This window comes from Streptomyces sp. 15-116A (genome assembly GCF_025290915.1).
Lineage (GTDB): Bacteria > Actinomycetota > Actinomycetes > Streptomycetales > Streptomycetaceae > Streptomyces.
The window spans coordinates 1-17,555 of record NZ_JAOCQE010000128.1 but is presented as its reverse complement, the minus strand read 5'-3'; the positions used below and the strand labels follow the sequence as shown (position 1 = coordinate 17,555).

The 17,555-nt window shown below is 71.3% G+C and carries 13 protein-coding genes; 2 read left to right on the top strand and 11 right to left on the bottom strand.

Annotated elements, in window-relative coordinates; all coding sequences use genetic code 11:
• Together N4P33_RS20490 and N4P33_RS20485 are read right to left on the bottom strand one after the other, a co-directional pair.
• The coding region (locus N4P33_RS20490) for a lipopolysaccharide biosynthesis protein (protein ID WP_260828101.1) at nucleotides 1–1,948 on the bottom strand (1,948 nt) is incomplete at its 3' end.
• Complete coding sequence (locus N4P33_RS20485; protein WP_260828100.1) at nucleotides 1,941–3,359, bottom strand: DegT/DnrJ/EryC1/StrS family aminotransferase; 1,419 nt, start codon at nucleotides 3,357–3,359, stop codon at nucleotides 1,941–1,943. The genes N4P33_RS20490 and N4P33_RS20485, both read right to left, overlap by 8 nt.
• 295 nt (nucleotides 3,360–3,654) lie before the next feature.
• Between N4P33_RS20485 and fahA the strand changes: the two genes are divergently transcribed.
• Entirely contained in the window at nucleotides 3,655–4,869 is a 1,215-nt protein-coding gene (gene fahA / locus N4P33_RS20480) for a fumarylacetoacetase (RefSeq protein WP_260828099.1), read from the top strand.
• 258 nt (nucleotides 4,870–5,127) lie between these two features.
• Nucleotides 5,128–6,066 (top strand): M56 family metallopeptidase, encoded by a 939-nt coding sequence (locus tag N4P33_RS20475; protein WP_260828098.1) that lies wholly within the window; start codon nucleotides 5,128–5,130, stop codon nucleotides 6,064–6,066.
• A 38-nt stretch (nucleotides 6,067–6,104) separates the two neighbouring features.
• Here the strand turns inward: N4P33_RS20475 and recQ are convergent, their stop codons facing one another.
• From recQ to N4P33_RS20430, 9 genes are all read right to left on the bottom strand, one after another.
• Nucleotides 6,105–8,111 (bottom strand): DNA helicase RecQ, encoded by a 2,007-nt coding sequence (recQ, locus tag N4P33_RS20470; RefSeq protein WP_260828097.1) that lies wholly within the window; start codon nucleotides 8,109–8,111, stop codon nucleotides 6,105–6,107.
• Nucleotides 8,112–8,290: 179 nt separating this feature from the next.
• Nucleotides 8,291–9,949 (bottom strand): NADH-quinone oxidoreductase subunit NuoN, encoded by a 1,659-nt coding sequence (gene nuoN, locus N4P33_RS20465; protein ID WP_260828096.1) that lies wholly within the window; start codon nucleotides 9,947–9,949, stop codon nucleotides 8,291–8,293.
• Nucleotides 9,946–11,517, bottom strand: a complete 1,572-nt coding sequence (locus N4P33_RS20460) for an NADH-quinone oxidoreductase subunit M (protein ID WP_260828095.1) — start codon at nucleotides 11,515–11,517, stop codon at nucleotides 9,946–9,948. Before N4P33_RS20460 ends, nuoN begins: the two co-directional genes overlap by 4 nt.
• Before the next feature lie 5 nt (nucleotides 11,518–11,522).
• The gene (gene nuoL / locus N4P33_RS20455) at nucleotides 11,523–13,514 is read right to left on the bottom strand and encodes an NADH-quinone oxidoreductase subunit L (RefSeq protein ID WP_260828094.1); all 1,992 of its coding nucleotides are present in this window, start codon (nucleotides 13,512–13,514) and stop codon (nucleotides 11,523–11,525) included.
• Between the two features lie 11 nt (nucleotides 13,515–13,525).
• Nucleotides 13,526–13,825, bottom strand: a complete 300-nt coding sequence (gene nuoK, locus N4P33_RS20450; RefSeq protein ID WP_004927567.1) for an NADH-quinone oxidoreductase subunit NuoK — start codon at nucleotides 13,823–13,825, stop codon at nucleotides 13,526–13,528.
• On the bottom strand, nucleotides 13,822–14,667 hold the full coding sequence (locus tag N4P33_RS20445) for an NADH-quinone oxidoreductase subunit J (RefSeq protein ID WP_260828093.1): 846 nt from the start codon (nucleotides 14,665–14,667) through the stop codon (nucleotides 13,822–13,824). Before N4P33_RS20445 ends, nuoK begins: the two co-directional genes overlap by 4 nt.
• Nucleotides 14,664–15,314 (bottom strand): NADH-quinone oxidoreductase subunit NuoI, encoded by a 651-nt coding sequence (gene nuoI, locus N4P33_RS20440; protein WP_260828092.1) that lies wholly within the window; start codon nucleotides 15,312–15,314, stop codon nucleotides 14,664–14,666. The genes N4P33_RS20445 and nuoI overlap by 4 nt, the downstream gene beginning before the upstream one ends.
• A complete protein-coding gene (nuoH, locus tag N4P33_RS20435; protein WP_260828102.1) occupies nucleotides 15,307–16,683 on the bottom strand; it encodes an NADH-quinone oxidoreductase subunit NuoH in 1,377 nt (458 codons plus the stop codon). The genes nuoI and nuoH overlap by 8 nt, the downstream gene beginning before the upstream one ends.
• A 17-nt stretch (nucleotides 16,684–16,700) precedes the next feature.
• A partial coding sequence (locus N4P33_RS20430; protein WP_260828091.1) for a molybdopterin-dependent oxidoreductase occupies nucleotides 16,701–17,555 on the bottom strand: 855 nt, incomplete at its 5' end.

Genomic DNA, 17,555 nt, shown 5'->3' with positions numbered 1-17,555 from the left:
TGCTGACTTCCGTGGATCCTCGCCGCTCCCACCCGGACCCGCCAGACGGGAGGTCGGAGCTCCATGCGGGACGCCCGGCCGGCAATACGACGTCCCAGGGCGAGCGCTGCCCATCGGCCTGCTGCTCGTCGGCCTCAGGAGACAGGTCCGGGCGCTCACCGTCGGCGTCACTGTCACTGTCCCTGCCCCCGGGATCCTCGTCCCGCGCACCGTCTGTGCCCGGGAGCGACGGACGCTCATCGAGCAGCTCGGGCTCCTCGTCCCCCGCCCGAAGCTCCCGCTCCCGGGGCAGTGGACGCTCGTCCTCCGGCCCGGGCGTGTTGTCCCCGGTCGGCTTCTGCTCCTCCCCCGCCCGCGGCGTCTCCCGCGGCACCTGCTCCCGCGCACCGCTCGTCTCCTGCCCGACCGACGCATGCGGCCGCACGATGAACGCCACCGTGTCCGGCTGGAGGGCCTCGCGCTCGTACCCGGGGTGGCCGATGATCAGCGTGACCGTGTCCTCGGGGTCCTTCTCCGTGTCCGCGTCCTCGTACGCGGCCCGGCGGGCCCATCCCGTGCCGTACCCGGCGGTGGCGTTGAGCTTGGCCCAGCGGGTGCCGTAGGCGGGGGCGGCGGGGCCTTCGGGCTGCTCACCGGGGCGTTCGCGCAGCGCGGCGCGCAGGCCGAACACCGAGACGACGGCGATCAGCGTCATGCTGCTCAGCACCGCCCACCCGGCCCCGGAGATCCCCGCCGGGGTGAACAGCACGGCCGCGCTACCCAGCACCAGCACGCACATGGCCCCTTGCAGCGCCGCCAGCACGCCCGTGCGCCCCTGCACGCGCAGCACTCCGATGTACAGCTCCACCACGACCCGGGGCAGCGCCCCCAGCGCGAGCAGCCGCAGCACCGTCGAGCCGTGCTCGGCGTAGTCCGGGCTGAACGGTGTGAGGATCTGCGGCGCGAACACGACGAGGACCAGCACCACCGGCACCAGCAGCAGCGTCATCCGGCGCAGCGCCCCCCGCACCCCGTCGGCGAGCTGGCGCGGGTCGTGCGAGGCGTGGGCGGTGAGGGAGGAGGCCATGTTGATGGCCATGAACTCCATCGTGCCGCCCACGGTGTACGCCACGTAGAAGTAGCCGTTCTCGGCGGCGCTGAAGCGGACCGCGACCATCACCGGCAGCAGATTGATCATCGCCAGGCTGAACAGCGCACCGAGTGAGTCCCCCGCGAGGAAGCGCCCCATGTCGCGCAGCCGGGGCGGTTCGAGGTCGCGGTCGGCGGCGGCCTGGCGCGGAATGAGTCTGCGGAAGATCAGCCAGCCGAGCGGGAGCGTGGAGAAGGCGATCGCCACGGCCCAGGACACGAAGATGCCCAGCACCGGCAGCGCACTCGCGAACACCGCGAGCAGAACCAGCTTCCCCACGGAGAACACCGCGTTGCCCGCCGGCACCCACTCCGCCTTGCGCAGCCCCGTCAGCACCCCGTCCTGGAGCGTGAGCAGCGCCCACGCCACGCACGCGGCGACGAACAGCGCGCCCGCCAGCGGCGTGCCGAGCGGCGCGTAGGACGCGCCCCACTGGTCGAGGGTCAGCAGGAAGACCCCGGCCGCCAGGGCGACGACCACGGAACTCGCCCCGTACACCCCCCACACCAGACGCCCGGTCTCGCGGCCCGCGCGCGGTACGAAACGCACCACCGCGCCGATCATCGTGGTCGCCGTGATGCTGGCGAGCAGCCGCATCGCGGCGATCGCGGCGGAGCCCTGACCGACGGCGTCCTCGGAGTAGTAGCGCGCGGCCACCAGCCAGAAGCCGAGACCGAGCACGGCGGACACGCCCGTGCTGAGCATGAGGAAGTAGGCGTTCTTGAACAGGGAGTCGGAGCCGGATCCGCTCCCGGCAGGCCGCTGCCCACCGCCGGCGTCGCGCACCGCGGCCCGCTCATGCACCTGGGTCTCAGCCACGAGACGGTCCCGACTCCGACTCCGGCCCCGACTCCGGCTCCGGCCCCGACTCCGACTCCGGCCCCGGCTCCCGATCCGGCCCGCTCTCCTCGCCGCCCGGCACCGAACCACCAGGCACCGATCCGCCAGGCACCGATCCGCGCGGCCCCGAAGCCGAGTCGCCCGGACTCGAACCGCCCGGCTCCCGCGTGCGGTGCACCGGCGGCTCCGCGGGCCGCACCCCGGCCCGCTCCAGCGCCTCCACAGCCTCCCGCGCCCGCAGCGGATCCACGGGCAGCGCGTGCCGCGCGAACCAGCGTGCCGCCTCCGGCGCGGGCGAGAGGTCGGTGAACTCCTCCCCCGCGTAGTCGTCCAGCGGCGGATCGTAGAGATAGCCGACGACGATGCCGCGCCGCGCCAGCGCCGCCATCGCCGCGTCCCGGTCCGCCACCAGCAACGGCACCCGGAACAGCGGTTGCACCGCGCTGCCCTCGCGCCGCAGCGCCCACGGTGTCGACAGCAGCAGCTCCGTGCCCTCCCTCGCCGCGGCCAGCACCTCGTCCAGCCGCTCCAGCCTGCGCCCGATCCGCCGCAGCCGCAGGGAGCCGGACGTCAGCCGGTAGTCGTGCATGTCGACGCGCACCCAGGGGTCGTACGCCGTCAGATCCGGGGCCGCACCGGCGGCAGCGGCCAGTTCCCGCGGCCGCAGCGGCATACGGATGTCCTCGCGTTCCGTCAGGCCGAGCAGCCGCAGGGTGGCCCAGGCGGCCCGCCGCAGCCCCAGTCTCCGCACGGCCGCCTCCGCGTAGGGGCGTACGGCGTAGGCGAGTTCGGCGGTGGTCCGGCGCGGGGCGAGCAGGTCCGCGCAGGCCGCCCGGAGTGCCTCGGAGCGCTCCGGGGCGGCGAAGGCGAGGATGCCGCCCGCCTGGGCGCCGGCGTGCTTGGACAGGCTGAACACGGAGGCGTTCCCCCACGCCCCGACCGGCCGGCCACCGACCTCGCTGCCGATGGCGTGCGCCGCGTCCTCGAACAGCGGGATCCCCAACGCGTCGCACCGCGCCCTCAGTTCGGGCGCCGGGTCCGGATTGCCGTACAGATTGGTGGTCAGGACGGCCGACAGCGAGCCCCACACCTCCTCGGGCACGGCATCGATGTCGATGGAGGCGTCCAGCGGGTTCAGCGGCGCCTGCACCGGGCGCAGTCCGGCCGCGAGCACCACGAAGAAGATGACGTCGTCGTTGACCGGCGACATCAGCACCCGGCCGCCCGGCGGGCACCAGTGGCGCAACGCCACGTACAGCCCGAACCTGCATGACGGCACGTACACACATTCCCGGCCGAGCCGGCCGCGCATGGTCTCTTCCAGCCGTGCCAGCCTGTTCGGCCGCGAGCCAGACCGCGCGGAGCCCGGACGGGCCTCACCGATGGCCATCCGCCCCCCTGGTGTGCCTTCGGAACCGCCCCCTCCCCGAGGCCTTCCGGCACCTGCCCAGAGTCGCCCCGTTCGCACCGCTCCGTCAAGATTGCATCCCATGCTGTGGATAACTTCCGGTACGCAAGGGGAAGCCGGGCACGTACCCCGGCGTACCCGTCCGCCCTGCTCAGCAGCCCCGTGCGCCCCCGCGCCACCACACCGGCTCTGCCCAAGACCGCGGTGGCACCCGTAACGTGTGGCACGGCCACGGTCTCGTGGAGCACCTGCGCAGACGAAAGTGAGGCAGCACCCGATGCCCCCCTTCGATGTCCCCGAGGGCGATCCCTTCGGCCCGCACAACCTGCCGTACGGCGTGTTCTCGCCCCCCGGCTCGTCGGAGCGGACCGTGGGAGTCCGGCTCGGCGACCATGTCCTCGACGCCGGCGCGGCGGCGCACGCCCTCGGCTCCCCGTACGCCTCCCTGCTCGCCCGCCCGACGCTCAACCCGCTGCTGGCGGCGGGCCGCACGGCCTGGTCGGACGTGCGCAGGGCGCTCACGGCCTGGGTGACCGTCCCGGCGCACCGCGAGACCGTCGAGCCGCTGTTCCACCCGCTGTCCGAGGTCACCCTGCACCTGCCTTTCGAGGTCGCGGACTACGTCGACTTCTACGCATCGGAGAACCACGCCCGGAACGTCGGCCGCATGTTCCGCCCCGACGCGCCCGACTCGCTGACGCCCAACTGGAAGCACCTGCCGATCGGCTACCACGGCCGCTCCGGCACGGTCGTGGTCTCCGGCACCGACGTCGTGCGCCCCGCGGGCCAGCGCAAGGCGCCGTCCGACCCCGCGCCGGTGTTCGGCCCGTCCGTCCGGCTGGACATCGAGGCCGAGGTCGGGTTCGTGGTCGGTGTGCCGTCCGAGATGGGCCGGCCGGTGCCGCTCGGCGACTTCCGCGACCACGTCTTCGGGCTGTGCCTGCTCAACGACTGGTCCGCGCGGGACATCCAGGCCTGGGAGTACGTGCCCCTCGGCCCGTTCCTCGGCAAGTCCTTCGCCACCTCGGTGTCGGCGTGGATCACCCCGCTGGACGCCCTGGACGCGGCCCGGGTGGCGCCGCCGGAGCGCACCCACGAGCTGCTGCCGTACCTGGACGACGCGGACGAGGAACCCGGCGGCTACGACCTGCGGATCTCCGTCAGCGTCAACGGTCATGTCGTGTCCGAGCCTCCCTTCTCCACCATGTACTGGACGGCCGCCCAGCAGCTCGCCCACATGACGGTCAACGGCGCCTCCCTGCGCACCGGCGACCTCTACGGCTCCGGCACGGTGAGCGGCCCCGCCGAACGGGAACGCGGCTCCCTGCTGGAGCTGACCTGGAACGGCCGCGACCCGCTCGAACTGCCCGACGGCAAGCGCACGTTCCTGGAGGACGGCGACGTGGTGACCCTCTCCGCCTGGGCGCCCGGCCCGGACGGAGTCCGCGTGGGCCTCGGCGAGGTCACCGGCCGGGTGGTCCCCACGCCCTGATCACACCGCCCCGACCGCACGGCCGGGTTCCCACCAGGATCTCGGCCGACCCCTGCCTCACACCGCCCCGCGCCGTCATACTGGGCGTCGGGCGGTGTGCCGCGTCCGCACACGACACCCGCTCACCCCACGCACGACCCCGTACGACCCGTACGCCCCGTCCACCGACGTGTGGATACGGGCTGGTACGGGCCCGTGCGACTCGCACGCCCCGCACGACCCGAAGCCGCCCTTCCGACGAGATCCGGAGCCCGTGGCATGACCGTCTGCCTGCTCCTGCTGAGCGTGGTCGCCGTGACGGCCGCCGTGCCCGTCCCCCGTGCGCTGACACGGGCGAAGTGGCCGGAACGGGAGCCGGTGGTGGCCCTGTGGGTGTGGCAGTGCCTCGTCGCCACCGTGCTGCTGTGCTGTGTGACCGCGCTCGCCTTGGGTGCCGCCGCCGTCTTCGGCACCGTCCGCGCCCAGTTGTTCGCCCCGGCCCCGCCCGCCGTGACCGCCGCCTACGATCTGTCCGCCGCCTCGCCGTGGGCGACCGTGCTGACCGTGCTGCTGGCGTGCGGTGCCGCCTGGACGACCGCGATGCTCGGACGTGAGCTGGTCGAGGCCCGCCGGCGCCGGGCGCAGGCACGGGCGCATCTGCGCGAGCGCGCCCCCGATCTGCCGGCCGGTCTCCCCGCCGCGCGCGGTCCGCTGCTGGTGCTGGAGGACGAGTACCCGGACGCCTGGTGGATGCCGGGCCACCCGCCCCAGCTGATCGTCACCACCGGTGCCCTGCACCGCCTCACCGACCACCAGCTCGACGCGGTCCTCACCCATGAACGCGGGCACGCCCGCGCCCGCCACGACTGGCTGCTGCACCTGTCCACCGCACTGGCCACCGGTTTCCCCCGTATCCCGCTGTTCGCCCATTTCTGCGACCAGACCCACCGCCTGGTCGAACTGGCCGCCGACGACACCGCCTCCCGCCGCTGCGGCCACCTGACCACGGCGCTGGCACTCATCGAGCTGAACCAGCACCGCGGCGTGCTGTCCTGCGCCTCCAGCCACCGCCTGCTCGGCGAGCGCGTCGACCGCCTGCTGGAGCCCCCGCCCCGCCTCGACCGCCACCACCGCGCCCTGACGACGACCGCGGCGGCCCTGGTCCCCTTGCTGCCCCTGCTGATCACCTTCGCCCCGGGCCTCACCGCCCTGCCATAACGACCCCGGCGGGCTTCCTACGCCCGGGGCCGGTCAGCTCACCAATCCGGCTCGGGTTCCGGCTCCTCGTCCGCCGGCCAGCCGTCGGCGCCCTCTCCGGGCCGACCCGGCGCCTCACCGTCCGGCGCAGGCTGTCCCGCCGCTTCCTCTGAAGGTCTGCCCAGGCCCGCCAGCACCGCCAGCACGCCCTCCCCGTACGTCGCCAGCTTCTTCTCGCCCACGCCGCTGATGCCGCCGAGCTCCCGCACCGAGGTCGGCCACACCGTCGCGATCTCCCGGAGCGTGGCGTCGTGGAAGATCACGTACGCGGGTACGCCCTGCTCCCGGGCCTGTTCCGCACGCCAGGCCCGCAGCGCCTCGAAGGCCGGCACGAGCGACTCGGGCAGCTCGGCCGCGGCCGCCTTGGCCTTGCGCTCCCCGCGCCCGGAACCCGACGCCCCCGATCCCGCCGCCCGCGAGCCGGCCGGCTTCTTCGGCTCCTTCCGCAGCGGCACGTCCCGCTCTCTGCGCAGCACCGCCCCGCTGGCCTCGGTCAGCACCAGCGTGCCGTACTCGCCCTCGACCGCGAGCAGCCCCTGCGCCAGCAGCTGCCGGACGACGCCCCGCCACTCCGCCTCGCTCAGCTCCTGGCCGATCCCGAACACCGACAGCTGGTCGTGGTCGAACTGGATGACCTTGGCGGTCCGCTTGCCCAGCAGGATGTCGACGATCTGCACGGCGCCGAACTTCTGCCCGCGCTCCCGCTGCAGCCGCACGACCGTGGACAGCACCTTCTGCGCGGCGATGGTGCCGTCCCAGGTCTCCGGCGGGGTGAGACAGGTGTCGCAGTTGCCGCAGGCGGAGGAGTCGGGGTCCTGGCCGAAGTAGGCGAGGAGCTGGGCGCGCCGGCACTGCGCGGTCTCGCACAGGGCGAGCATCGCGTCCAGGTGCTGGTTGGCCCGGCGCCGGTAGGCCTCGTCGCCCTCGCCCATCTGGATCAGCTTGCGCTGCTGTATGACGTCGTTGAGCCCGTACGCCATCCAGGCCGTGGACGGCAGCCCGTCGCGCCCGGCACGCCCTGTCTCCTGGTAGTAGCCCTCGACGGACTTGGGCAGGTCGAGGTGGGCGACGAAGCGGACGTCCGGCTTGTCGATGCCCATGCCGAAGGCGATCGTCGCGACCACGACCAGCCCCTCCTCCCGCAGGAACCGCGCCTGGTGCGCGGCGCGCGTCCCCGCGTCCAGTCCCGCGTGGTACGGCACCGCCTCGATGCCGTTGCGGGTGAGGAACTCGGCGGTCTTCTCCACGGAGTTGCGCGACAGGCAGTACACGATGCCCGCGTCGCCCGCGTGCTCCTCGCGCAGGAAGCTCAGCAGCTGCTTCTTCGCATCCGCCTTCGGCACGATCCGGTACTGGATGTTGGGCCGGTCGAAGCTCGCCACGAAGTGCCGGGCGCCCTGGAGACCGAGCCGCTCGGTGATCTCCCGGTGCGTGGCCCGCGTGGCCGTCGCCGTCAGCGCGATCCGCGGCACGTCCGGCCAGCGCTCGCCGAGCAGGGACAGCGTCAGGTAGTCGGGCCGGAAGTCGTGGCCCCACTGGGACACGCAGTGCGCCTCGTCGATGGCGAAGAGGGAGATCTTCCCGCGCGAGAGGAGATCCAGCGTGGCGTCGAGCCGCAGCCGCTCCGGCGCGAGATACAGCAGGTCCAGCTCGCCCGCCAGGAACTCCGCCTCGACGACGCGCCGCTCGTCGAAGTCCTGTGTGGAGTTCATGAACCCGGCCCGCACGCCCAGCGCCCGCAGCGCGGTCACCTGGTCGTGCATCAGCGCGATCAGCGGGGAGACGACGATGCCCGTGCCCGGTCTGACCAGGGAGGGGATCTGGTAGCACAGCGACTTGCCGGCGCCGGTCGGCATGAGGACGACCGCGTCGCCGCCGGCCACCACGTGCTCGACGACGGCCTCCTGCTCACCCCGGAAGGCCTCGTACCCGAACACCCGGTGGAGCGCCGCCAGCGCCTCACTCCGCGTCACTGCCATGTCGGCGACACCGCCCGTCCCACCCATCGTCCTGTCCCCCGTACGTCGTCCCTGGGCCGTCTGCCGTTCCTCGACCACTGCGTCCACGATAGGGGCCCGCACCGACAGCCCTTGAGTTATCCACAGGCCCCACCCGAACGTGTGAACGACAGCGGCCCGGACCCCGCAACAAGCGAGGACCGGGCCGCTCCCGACAACGCCGGACGTCAGCGCACGAACACCCCCGCGTCCCCCGCCAGCTCCAGGAAGTACTGCGGGGCCACGCCCAGCACCACCGTCACGGCGACACCCACCGCGATCGCCGTCATGGTCAGCGGCGACGGCACCGCGACCGTCGGTCCCTCGGGCCGCGGCTCGCTGAAGAACATCAGCACGATCACGCGGATGTAGAAGAACGCCGCGATCGCCGACGAGATCACACCGACCACGACCAGCGGCGCCGCGCCGCCCTCCGCCGCCGCCTTGAACACGGCGAACTTGCCCGCGAACCCGGAGGTCAGCGGAATGCCCGCGAAGGCCAGCAGGAACACCGCGAACACCGCCGCGACCAGCGGGGACCGGCGCCCGAGCCCCGCCCACTTCGACAGGTGCGTCGCCTCACCGCCCGCGTCCCGCACCAGCGTGACGACGGCGAACGCGCCGACCGTCACGAACGAGTACGCGGCCAGATAGAACAGGACCGACGAGACACCGTCCGGCGTCGTCGCGATCACACCGGCGAGGATGAAGCCCGCGTGCGCGATCGACGAGTACGCCAGCAGCCGCTTGATGTCGGTCTGGGTGATCGCGACGATGGCACCGCCCAGCATGGTGACGATCGCCACCGCCCACATCACCGGCCGCCAGTCCCAGCGCAGGCCCGGCAGGACGACGTACAGCACGCGCAGCAGCGCACCGAACGCCGCGACCTTCGTCGCCGCCGCCATGAAACCGGTCACCGGCGTCGGCGCGCCCTGGTACACGTCCGGCGTCCACATGTGGAACGGGACGGCGCCGACCTTGAACAGCAGACCCATCACCAGCAGCGCGGCGCCCACCAGCAGCAGCGCGTCGTTGCCCATGGTGCCGGCGAGCGCCGGGGTGATGTCCTGCACGGTGCCGTCGACGACCTGCGCGATCGTGGCGTACGACATCGAGCCGGAGTAGCCGTACAGCAGGGCGATGCCGAACAGGGTGAACGCGGAGGCGAACGCGCCGAGCAGGAAGTACTTGACCGCGGCCTCCTGCGACATCAGCCGCTTGCGGCGGGCCAGCGCGCACAGCAGGTAGAGCGGCAGGGAGAAGACCTCCAGCGCCACGAACAGCGTCAGCAGGTCGTTGGCCGCCGGGAAGATCAGCATGCCCGCGACCGCGAACATCAGCAGCGGAAACACCTCGGTGGTGGTGAAGCCGGCCTTGACCGCCCTCTTCTCGCTGTCGCTGCCCGGCACGGACGCGGCCTGCGCCGCGAAGGAGTCGACCCGGTTGCCGTGCGTCTCCGGGTCGAGCCGCCGCTCGGCGAAGGTGAACAGGCCGACCAGGGCCGTCAGCAGGATCGTGCCCTGCAGGAACAGGGCCGGTCCGTCGACGGCGATGGCGCCCATCGCGGCGATGCCCGCCTTGGTCGTGCCGTATCCGTCGGCCGCGAGCGCCACCACCGCGGCGAACGCGGCGGCGAGCGACACGACGGCGACGAACATCTGTGCGTAGTAGCGGGACTTGCGTGGTACGGCCGCCTCGATCAGCACCCCGACGATCGCCGCGCCGACGACGATGAGCGTGGGCGCGAGCTGCCCGTACTCGATCTTCGGCGCGTCGATCTTCGAGATCGGATCGGCCGCGGTTACCGCCGTTGTCCACAGGCTGTGGACGGCTGTTGCGCTCACTTGGCCGCCTCCACCTCGGGCCGGGGGTCCTTTTCTTGGACGTCGGACATGGTCTGCTTCACCGCCGGGTTCACGATGTCCGTGACGGGCTTCGGGTAGACGCCCAGGAAGATCAGCAGCACCACCAGCGGCGCCACCACCGCGATCTCCCGCACCCTCAGGTCGGGCATCGCCGCGACCTCGGGCTTCACCGGGCCCGTCATAGTCCGCTGGTAGAGGACGAGGGTGTAGAGCGCGGCGAGGACGATGCCGAAGGTGGCGATGATGCCGATCACCGGGTAGCGCGTGAACGTGCCGACCAGGACCAGGAACTCACTCACGAAAGGCGCCAGTCCCGGCAGCGAGAGCGTCGCCAGGCCGCCGATCAGGAAGGTGCCGGCGAGCACCGGGGCGACCTTCTGCACTCCGCCGTAGTCGGCGATGAGCCGCGAGCCGCGCCGCGAGATCAGGAAGCCGGCGATCAGCATCAGCACGGCCGTCGAGATGCCGTGGTTGACCATGTAGAGCGTCGCACCGGACTGGCCCTGGCTGGTCATCGCGAAGATGCCCATGATGATGAAGCCGAAGTGCGAGATCGACGCGTACGCGATCAGCCGCTTGATGTCGCGCTGGCCGACCGCGAGCAGCGCCCCGTAGATGATGCTGATCAGCGCCAGGACGAGGATCGCGGGCGTCGCCCACTTGCTGGCCTCCGGGAACAGCTGGAGGCAGAAGCGGAGCATCGCGAAGGTGCCCACCTTGTCGACGACCGCCGTGATGAGCACGGCGACCGGCGCGGTGGACTCCTGCATGGCGTTGGGCAGCCAGGTGTGCAGCGGCCACAGCGGCGCCTTCACCGCGAAGGCGAAGAAGAAGCCGAGGAACAGCCAGCGTTCGGTGCTGGTCGCCATGTCCAGCTCGCCGCTCGCGCGGGCCTCGGCGATCTCGGTGAGCGAGAAGTTCCCGGCGACCACGTACAGCCCGATCACCGCGGCCAGCATGATCAGACCGCCGGCGAGGTTGTAGAGCAGGAACTTGACCGCGGCGTACGACCGCTGGGTGGCCGCCTTCTCCTCGCCGTGCTCGTGGGCCCGGTCCCCGAAGCCGCCGATGAGGAAGTACATCGGGATCAGCATGGCTTCGAAGAAGATGTAGAAGAGGAAGACGTCAGTGGCCTCGAAGGAGAGGATCACCATCGCCTCGACGGCCAGGATCAGCGCGAAGAAGCCCTGGGTGGGCCGCCACCGCCTGCTGCCGGTCTCCAGCGGGTCGGCGTCGTGCCAGCCCGCCAGGATGATGAACGGGATCAGCAGGGCGGTCAGCGCGATCAGCGCCACCGCGATGCCGTCCACGCCCAGTTCGTAGCGGACGCCGAAGTCGGCGATCCACGCGTGGGACTCGGTGAGCTGGTAGCGCTCGCCGCCCGGGTCGAAACGCACCAGGACGACGATCGCGAGCACCAGCGTGGCGAGCGAGAACAGCAGCGCGAGCCATTTGGCCGCGGTGCGCTTCGCGGCCGGTACGGCGGCCGTGGCGATCGCCCCGATGGCCGGGAGCGCCGCCGTCGCTGTCAGCAGAGGAAAGGACATCGGTATCAGACCGCCCTCATCAGCAGGGTCGCGGCGACCAGGACCGCCGCGCCGCCGAACATCGAGACCGCGTAGGACCGCGCGAAGCCGTTCTGCAGCCTGCGCATCCGCCCGGACAGGCCGCCCATGGAGGCGGCCGTGCCGTTGACGACCCCGTCGACCAGGGTGTGGTCGACGTACACCAGCGAGCGGGTGAGGTGTTCGCCGCCGCGCACCAGAACCACGTGGTTGAAGTCGTCCTGGAGCAGATCGCGGCGGGCGGCCCGGGTGAGCAGCGACCCGCGCGGGGCGACGGCCGGCACCGGACGGCGCCCGTACTGGGCCCAGGCGACGGCCACGCCGATCACCATCACGGCGACGGTGGAGATCGTCACCGTCAGGGCGCTGACCGGCGGGTGACCGTGGTCGTGCCCGGTGATGGGCTCCAGCCAGTGCACGAAGCGGTCGCCGATGCTGAAGAACGCACCGCCGAACACCGAGCCGACCGCCAGCACGATCATCGGGATCGTCATGACGCCCGGCGACTCGTGCGGGTGCGGGGGCCCCGCCGCGGCAGCGGCATGTCCGGAGTCAGCCGCGCCGCGCGTCTCGGCGGCGGGCTCCACATCGGGCCGGTCCGGGGACGGCGTCGGGGCGTTGCGCCAGCGCTCCTCGCCGAAGAACGTCATCAGCATCACGCGCGTCATGTAGTACGCGGTGATGGCCGCGCCGAGCAGGGCGCAGGCGCCGAGGATCCAGCCCTCGGTGCCGCCCTTGGCGAACGCCGACTCGATGATCTTGTCCTTGGAGAAGAAGCCGGACAGGCCCGGGAAGCCGATGATGGCGAGGTAGCCGAGGCCGAAGGTGATGAACGTGATCGGCATGTACTTCCTGAGGCCGCCGTAGCGGCGCATGTCGACCTCGTCGTTCATGCCGTGCATCACGGAACCGGCGCCGAGGAACAGCCCGGCCTTGAAGAAGCCGTGCGTCACCAGGTGCATGATCGCGAAGACGTAGCCGATGGGGCCGAGGCCCGCGGCGAGCACCATGTAGCCGATCTGCGACATGGTCGAGCCGGCCAGCGCCTTCTTGATGTCGTCCTTCGCGCAACCGACGATCGCACCGAACAGCAGCGTGACCGCGCCGACGATGGTGACGACGAGCTGCGCGTCGGGCGCGCCGTTGAAGATCGCGCCCGAGCGGACGATGAGGTAGACGCCCGCGGTCACCATCGTCGCGGCGTGGATCAGGGCCGAGACCGGGGTCGGGCCCTCCATGGCGTCGCCGAGCCAGGACTGCAGCGGCACCTGGGCGGACTTGCCGCAGGCCGCGAGCAGCAGCATCAGCGCGATCGCGGTGAGCTTGTCCTCACCGGCCGCGCCCGCGAGCCCAGCCTCCCCGTGGCTGCCGAGCACCGGCTCGAAGGCGAAGGTGCCGAACCACAGGAACATCAGCATGATCGCGATGGACAGGCCCATGTCGCCGACGCGGTTGACCAGGAAGGCCTTCTTCGCGGCCGTGGCGGCGGTGGGCTTGTGCTGCCAGAAGCCGATCAGCAGGTAGGAGGCGAGACCGACGCCCTCCCAGCCGACGTACAGCAGCAGGTAGTTGTCGGCGAGGACGAGCAGCAGCATCGCCGCGAGGAACAGGTTGAGATAGCCGAAGAAGCGGCGGCGCCGCTCGTCGTGCTCCATGTACCCGACGGAGTACAGGTGGATCAGCGAGCCGACGCCGGTGATCAGCAGCACGAACGTCATCGACAGCTGGTCGAGCTGGAAGGCGACGTCGGCCTGGAAGCCCTCGACGGGGATCCAGCTGAACAGGTGCTGGGTGAGCGTGCGTTCCTCGGCGCCCCTGCCGAGCATGTCGGTGAACAGGACGACGCCGAGGACGAAGGACACGGCCGCGAGCAGCGTGCCGATCCAGTGGCCCACGGCGTCCAGCCGGCGTCCGCCGCACAGCAGGACCGCCGCTCCGAGCAGAGGCGCCGCCACCAGCAGCGCAATCAGGTTCTCCACGTTTCAGCCCCTCACAACTTCATCAGGCTGGCGTCGTCGACCGAGGCCGAGTGGCGGGAACGGAACAGGGACACGATGATCGCCAGCCCCACCACGACCTCCGCGGCGGCGACGACCATCGTGAAGAAGGCGATGATCTGGCCGTCGAGGTTGCCGTGCATCCGGGAGAAGGCGACGAACGCGAGGTTGCAGGCGTTGAGCATGAGCTCGACGCACATGAACACCACGATCGCGTTGCGCCGGATCAGCACGCCGGTGGCGCCGATCGTGAACAGCAGGGCGGCGAGGTAGAGGTAGTTGACCGGGTTCACTTCGACGCCTCCTCGGACCGCTTGAACCCCTTGAAGGGTTCGACCGCCGTGCGCTCCAGGCGCTCCTCCGCGCGCTGTTCCAGCGCCCGCAGGTCGTTGAGCGCCTCCTGCGACACGTCACGCACCTGACCGCGGTCCCGCAGCGTCTTGCTGACGGTGAGGTCGGACGGGGTGCCGTCGGGCAGCAGGCCGGCGATGTCGACGGCGTTGTGCCGGGCGTACACACCCGGGGCGGGCAGCGGCGGCAGGTAGGTGCCCTCGCGGACGCGCCGCTCGGCCATCTCGCGCTGGGTCTTCGCGCGCTCGGTGCGCTCCCGGTGGGTGAGCACCATGGCGCCGACGGCGGCCGTGATGAGCAGGGCGCCGGTGATCTCGAAGGCGAAGACGTACTTGGTGAACAGCAGGGCGGCGATGCCCTCCACGTTGCCGTTCGCGTTGGCCTGGCCGATGCCGTTGAACTCCGTGAGCGAGGCGTTGCCGATGCCGGCCATCAGCAGGATGCCGAAGCCGAGCCCGCACAGCAGGGCCAGCCAGCGCTGGCCCTTGATGGTCTCCTTCAGGGAGTCCGCCGCGGTGACGCCGACGAGCATCACCACGAACAGGAACAGCATCATGATCGCGCCGGTGTAGACGATGATCTGCACGACGCCCAGGAAGTAGGCGCCGTTGGCGAGGTAGAACACCGCCAGGATGATCATGGTTCCGGCGAGGCACAGCGCGCTGTGCACGGCCCGCTTCATGAAGACGGTGCACAGGGCGCCGATCACCGCGATCGTGCCGAGGATCCAGAACTGGACGGCCTCTCCGGTGGAGGTGGAGTAGGCGGCGAGCTGCTCGGTCATCGCCCGATCACCTTCTCCGAGGCCGGTTCCTCCGGGCCGAAGGTGGAGTCGGCCTCCTGCACCACCTCGCCCTTGGAGTGGGGGACCTGGCGCTCGGTGCCGGGCGCGGCCTCGGTCACCAGGCCCTTGTAGTAGTCCTGTTCGTCGGTGCCCGGGTACATGGCGTGCGGGGCCTCGACCATGCCCTCCTCCAGACCGGCGAGCAGCTGCTCCTTGGTGTAGATGAGGTTCGCCCGGCTGGAGTCGGCCAGCTCGAAGTCGTTGGTCATGGTCAACGCGCGCGTGGGGCACGCCTCGATGCACAGTCCGCACAGGATGCAGCGGGCGTAGTTGATCTGGTAGACGCGGCCGTACCGCTCGCCGGGCGAGTAGCGCTCCTCGTCCGTGTTGTCCGCGCCCTCCACGTAGATCGCGTCGGCGGGACACGCCCAGGCGCACAGCTCGCAGCCGACGCACTTCTCCAGGCCGTCCGGATGGCGGTTGAGCTGGTGCCGTCCGTGGAAGCGGGGAGCGGTGGTCTTCTGCTGCTCCGGGTACTGCTCGGTCAGCCGCTTCTTGAACATGGCCTTGAAGGTCACGCCGAAGCCGGCCACGGGGTTCAGGAAACCAGGCGACGTGGGCCTGGCCTCCTTGGGCTCCTCAGCCATCGGACGCCTCCTTTCCATCCGTAGATCCACCCACAGATCCGTCACTGTGAGTATCGGGCCCACCACTGACAATCAGCTCTCGCTCCCGGCGCGGGCGGCGCCTTGGCACCGGCGGCAACTCCTGTCCGGGCAGCGGCGGTACGGGGAATCCGCCCGCCGTCGGATCGAACGCGGCCGGGGTCTCGGCGGGCTGCTCCGCCTGCTTGGCCTTCGCGCGGAACATGTCGGCGACGAAGGAGAGCAGCAGCAGGCCGAGCACGGCGGCGCCGATGTAGAGGGCGATGTCGGCGAAGTCGTAGTTCTCGTTCCTGAGGGCCCGGACGGTGGCGACGAGCATCAGCCACACCAGGGAGACCGGGATGAGGACCTTCCAGCCGAGCTTCATCAGCTGGTCGTAGCGGACCCGCGGGAGCGTGCCGCGCAGCCAGACGAACATGAACAGCAGGCTCAGCAGCTTGCCGGTGAACCAGAGCATCGGCCACCAGCCGTGGTTCGCGCCCTCCCAGAAGGTGCTGATGGGCCAGGGGGCCCGCCAGCCGCCCAGGAAGAGCGTCACGGCGACGGCCGAGACGGTCACCATGTTGATGTACTCGGCGAGCATGAACATCGCGAACTTGATCGACGAGTACTCGGTGTTGAAGCCGCCCACCAGGTCGCCCTCGGACTCGGGCATGTCGAAGGGGGCGCGGTTGGTCTCGCCGACCATGGTGACGACGTAGATGAGGAAGGACACCGGCAGCAGCACGATGAACCAGCGGTCGGTCTGCTGCTCGACGATGGCCGACGTCGACATCGACCCCGAGTAGAGGAACACGGAGGCGAAGGCGGCGCCCATGGCGATCTCATAGGAGATCATCTGCGCGCAGGAGCGCAGGCCGCCCAGCAGCGGGTAGGTGGATCCGGAGCTCCAGCCGGCCAGGACGATGCCGTAGATGCCGACCGAGGCGACCGCGAGGATGTACAGCATCGCGATCGGCAGGTCGGTGAGCTGCATCGTGGTGCGCTGACCGAAGATCGAGATCTCGTTGCCGGCCGGGCCGAACGGGATCACCGCGAACGCCATGAAGGCCGGGATCGCGGCGACGATCGGCGCGAGGATGTAGACCGCCTTGTCGGCGCGCTTGACGACGACGTCTTCCTTGAGCATCAGCTTCACGCCGTCGGCGAGCGACTGGAGCATGCCCCAGGGGCCGTGCCGGTTGGGGCCGATGCGCAGCTGCATCCAGGCGACGACCTTGCGCTCCATCACGATGGAGATCAGCACGGTCACCATCAGGAAGGCGAAGCAGAACACCGCCTTGACGGCGATCAGCCACCAGGGGTCGCGGCCGAACATCGAGAGGTCCTCAGCGGCGACGTACGGACTGATGGCGGCGACGTTCGCGCTCATGCCTCCACCTCCTCGGTGGCCTCACCGGCGAGCGTCGCCGGGCCGATGCGGACGAGGGAGCCGGGCCGCGCCCCCGTGTCGGAGGCGACGCCGCCGCCGACGGAGTTGAGCGGGAGCCACACCACGCGGTCGGGCATCTCGGTGACGGCCAGCGGCAGTTCGACGGTGCCCGCGGTGCCGGTCACCGCGAGCAGGTCGCCGTCCTTGACGCCGACCTCGGCGGCCGTGGCGGCCGACACGCGCGCGTGGGCGGCGTGCCGGGTACCGGTGAGGGCCTCGTCGCCCTGTTGCAGGACGCCCTGGTCGAGCAGCAGCCGGTGCCCGGCGAGCACCGCCTCCCCGGCGGCCGGCCGGGGCAGCGCGCCCGCCGTCTCCAGCGGTTCGGTGGCGCGCGGCCCGTCCCAGGCGCCGAGCCGGTTCAGTTCGGCGCGCACGGTGCGCAGGTCCGGCAGCCCCAGGTGAACGTCCATGGCGTCGGCCAGCATCTGCAGCACGCGCGCGTCGGTGGGTGCGATGCGGCGGGTCATGTGGTCGGGCTTGAGCGCCGCCTCGAACAGCCGGACGCGGCCCTCCCAGTTGAGGAAGGTGCCCGCCTTCTCGGCGACGGCGGCGACCGGGAGGACGACGTCGGCGAGTTCGGTGACCTCGCTGGGCCGCAGCTCCAGGGAGACCACGAACCCGGCCTCGGCGAGTGCGGCACGCGCGCGTGCCGGGTCGGGCAGGTCCGCGACCTCCACGCCGGCGACCAGCAGCGCCTGCAGTTCGCCGTTGGCGGCGGCCTCGACGATCTGGCCGGTGTCGCGGCCGTAGCGCTGCGGCAGTTCGGCGACGCCCCAGATCGCGGCGACCTC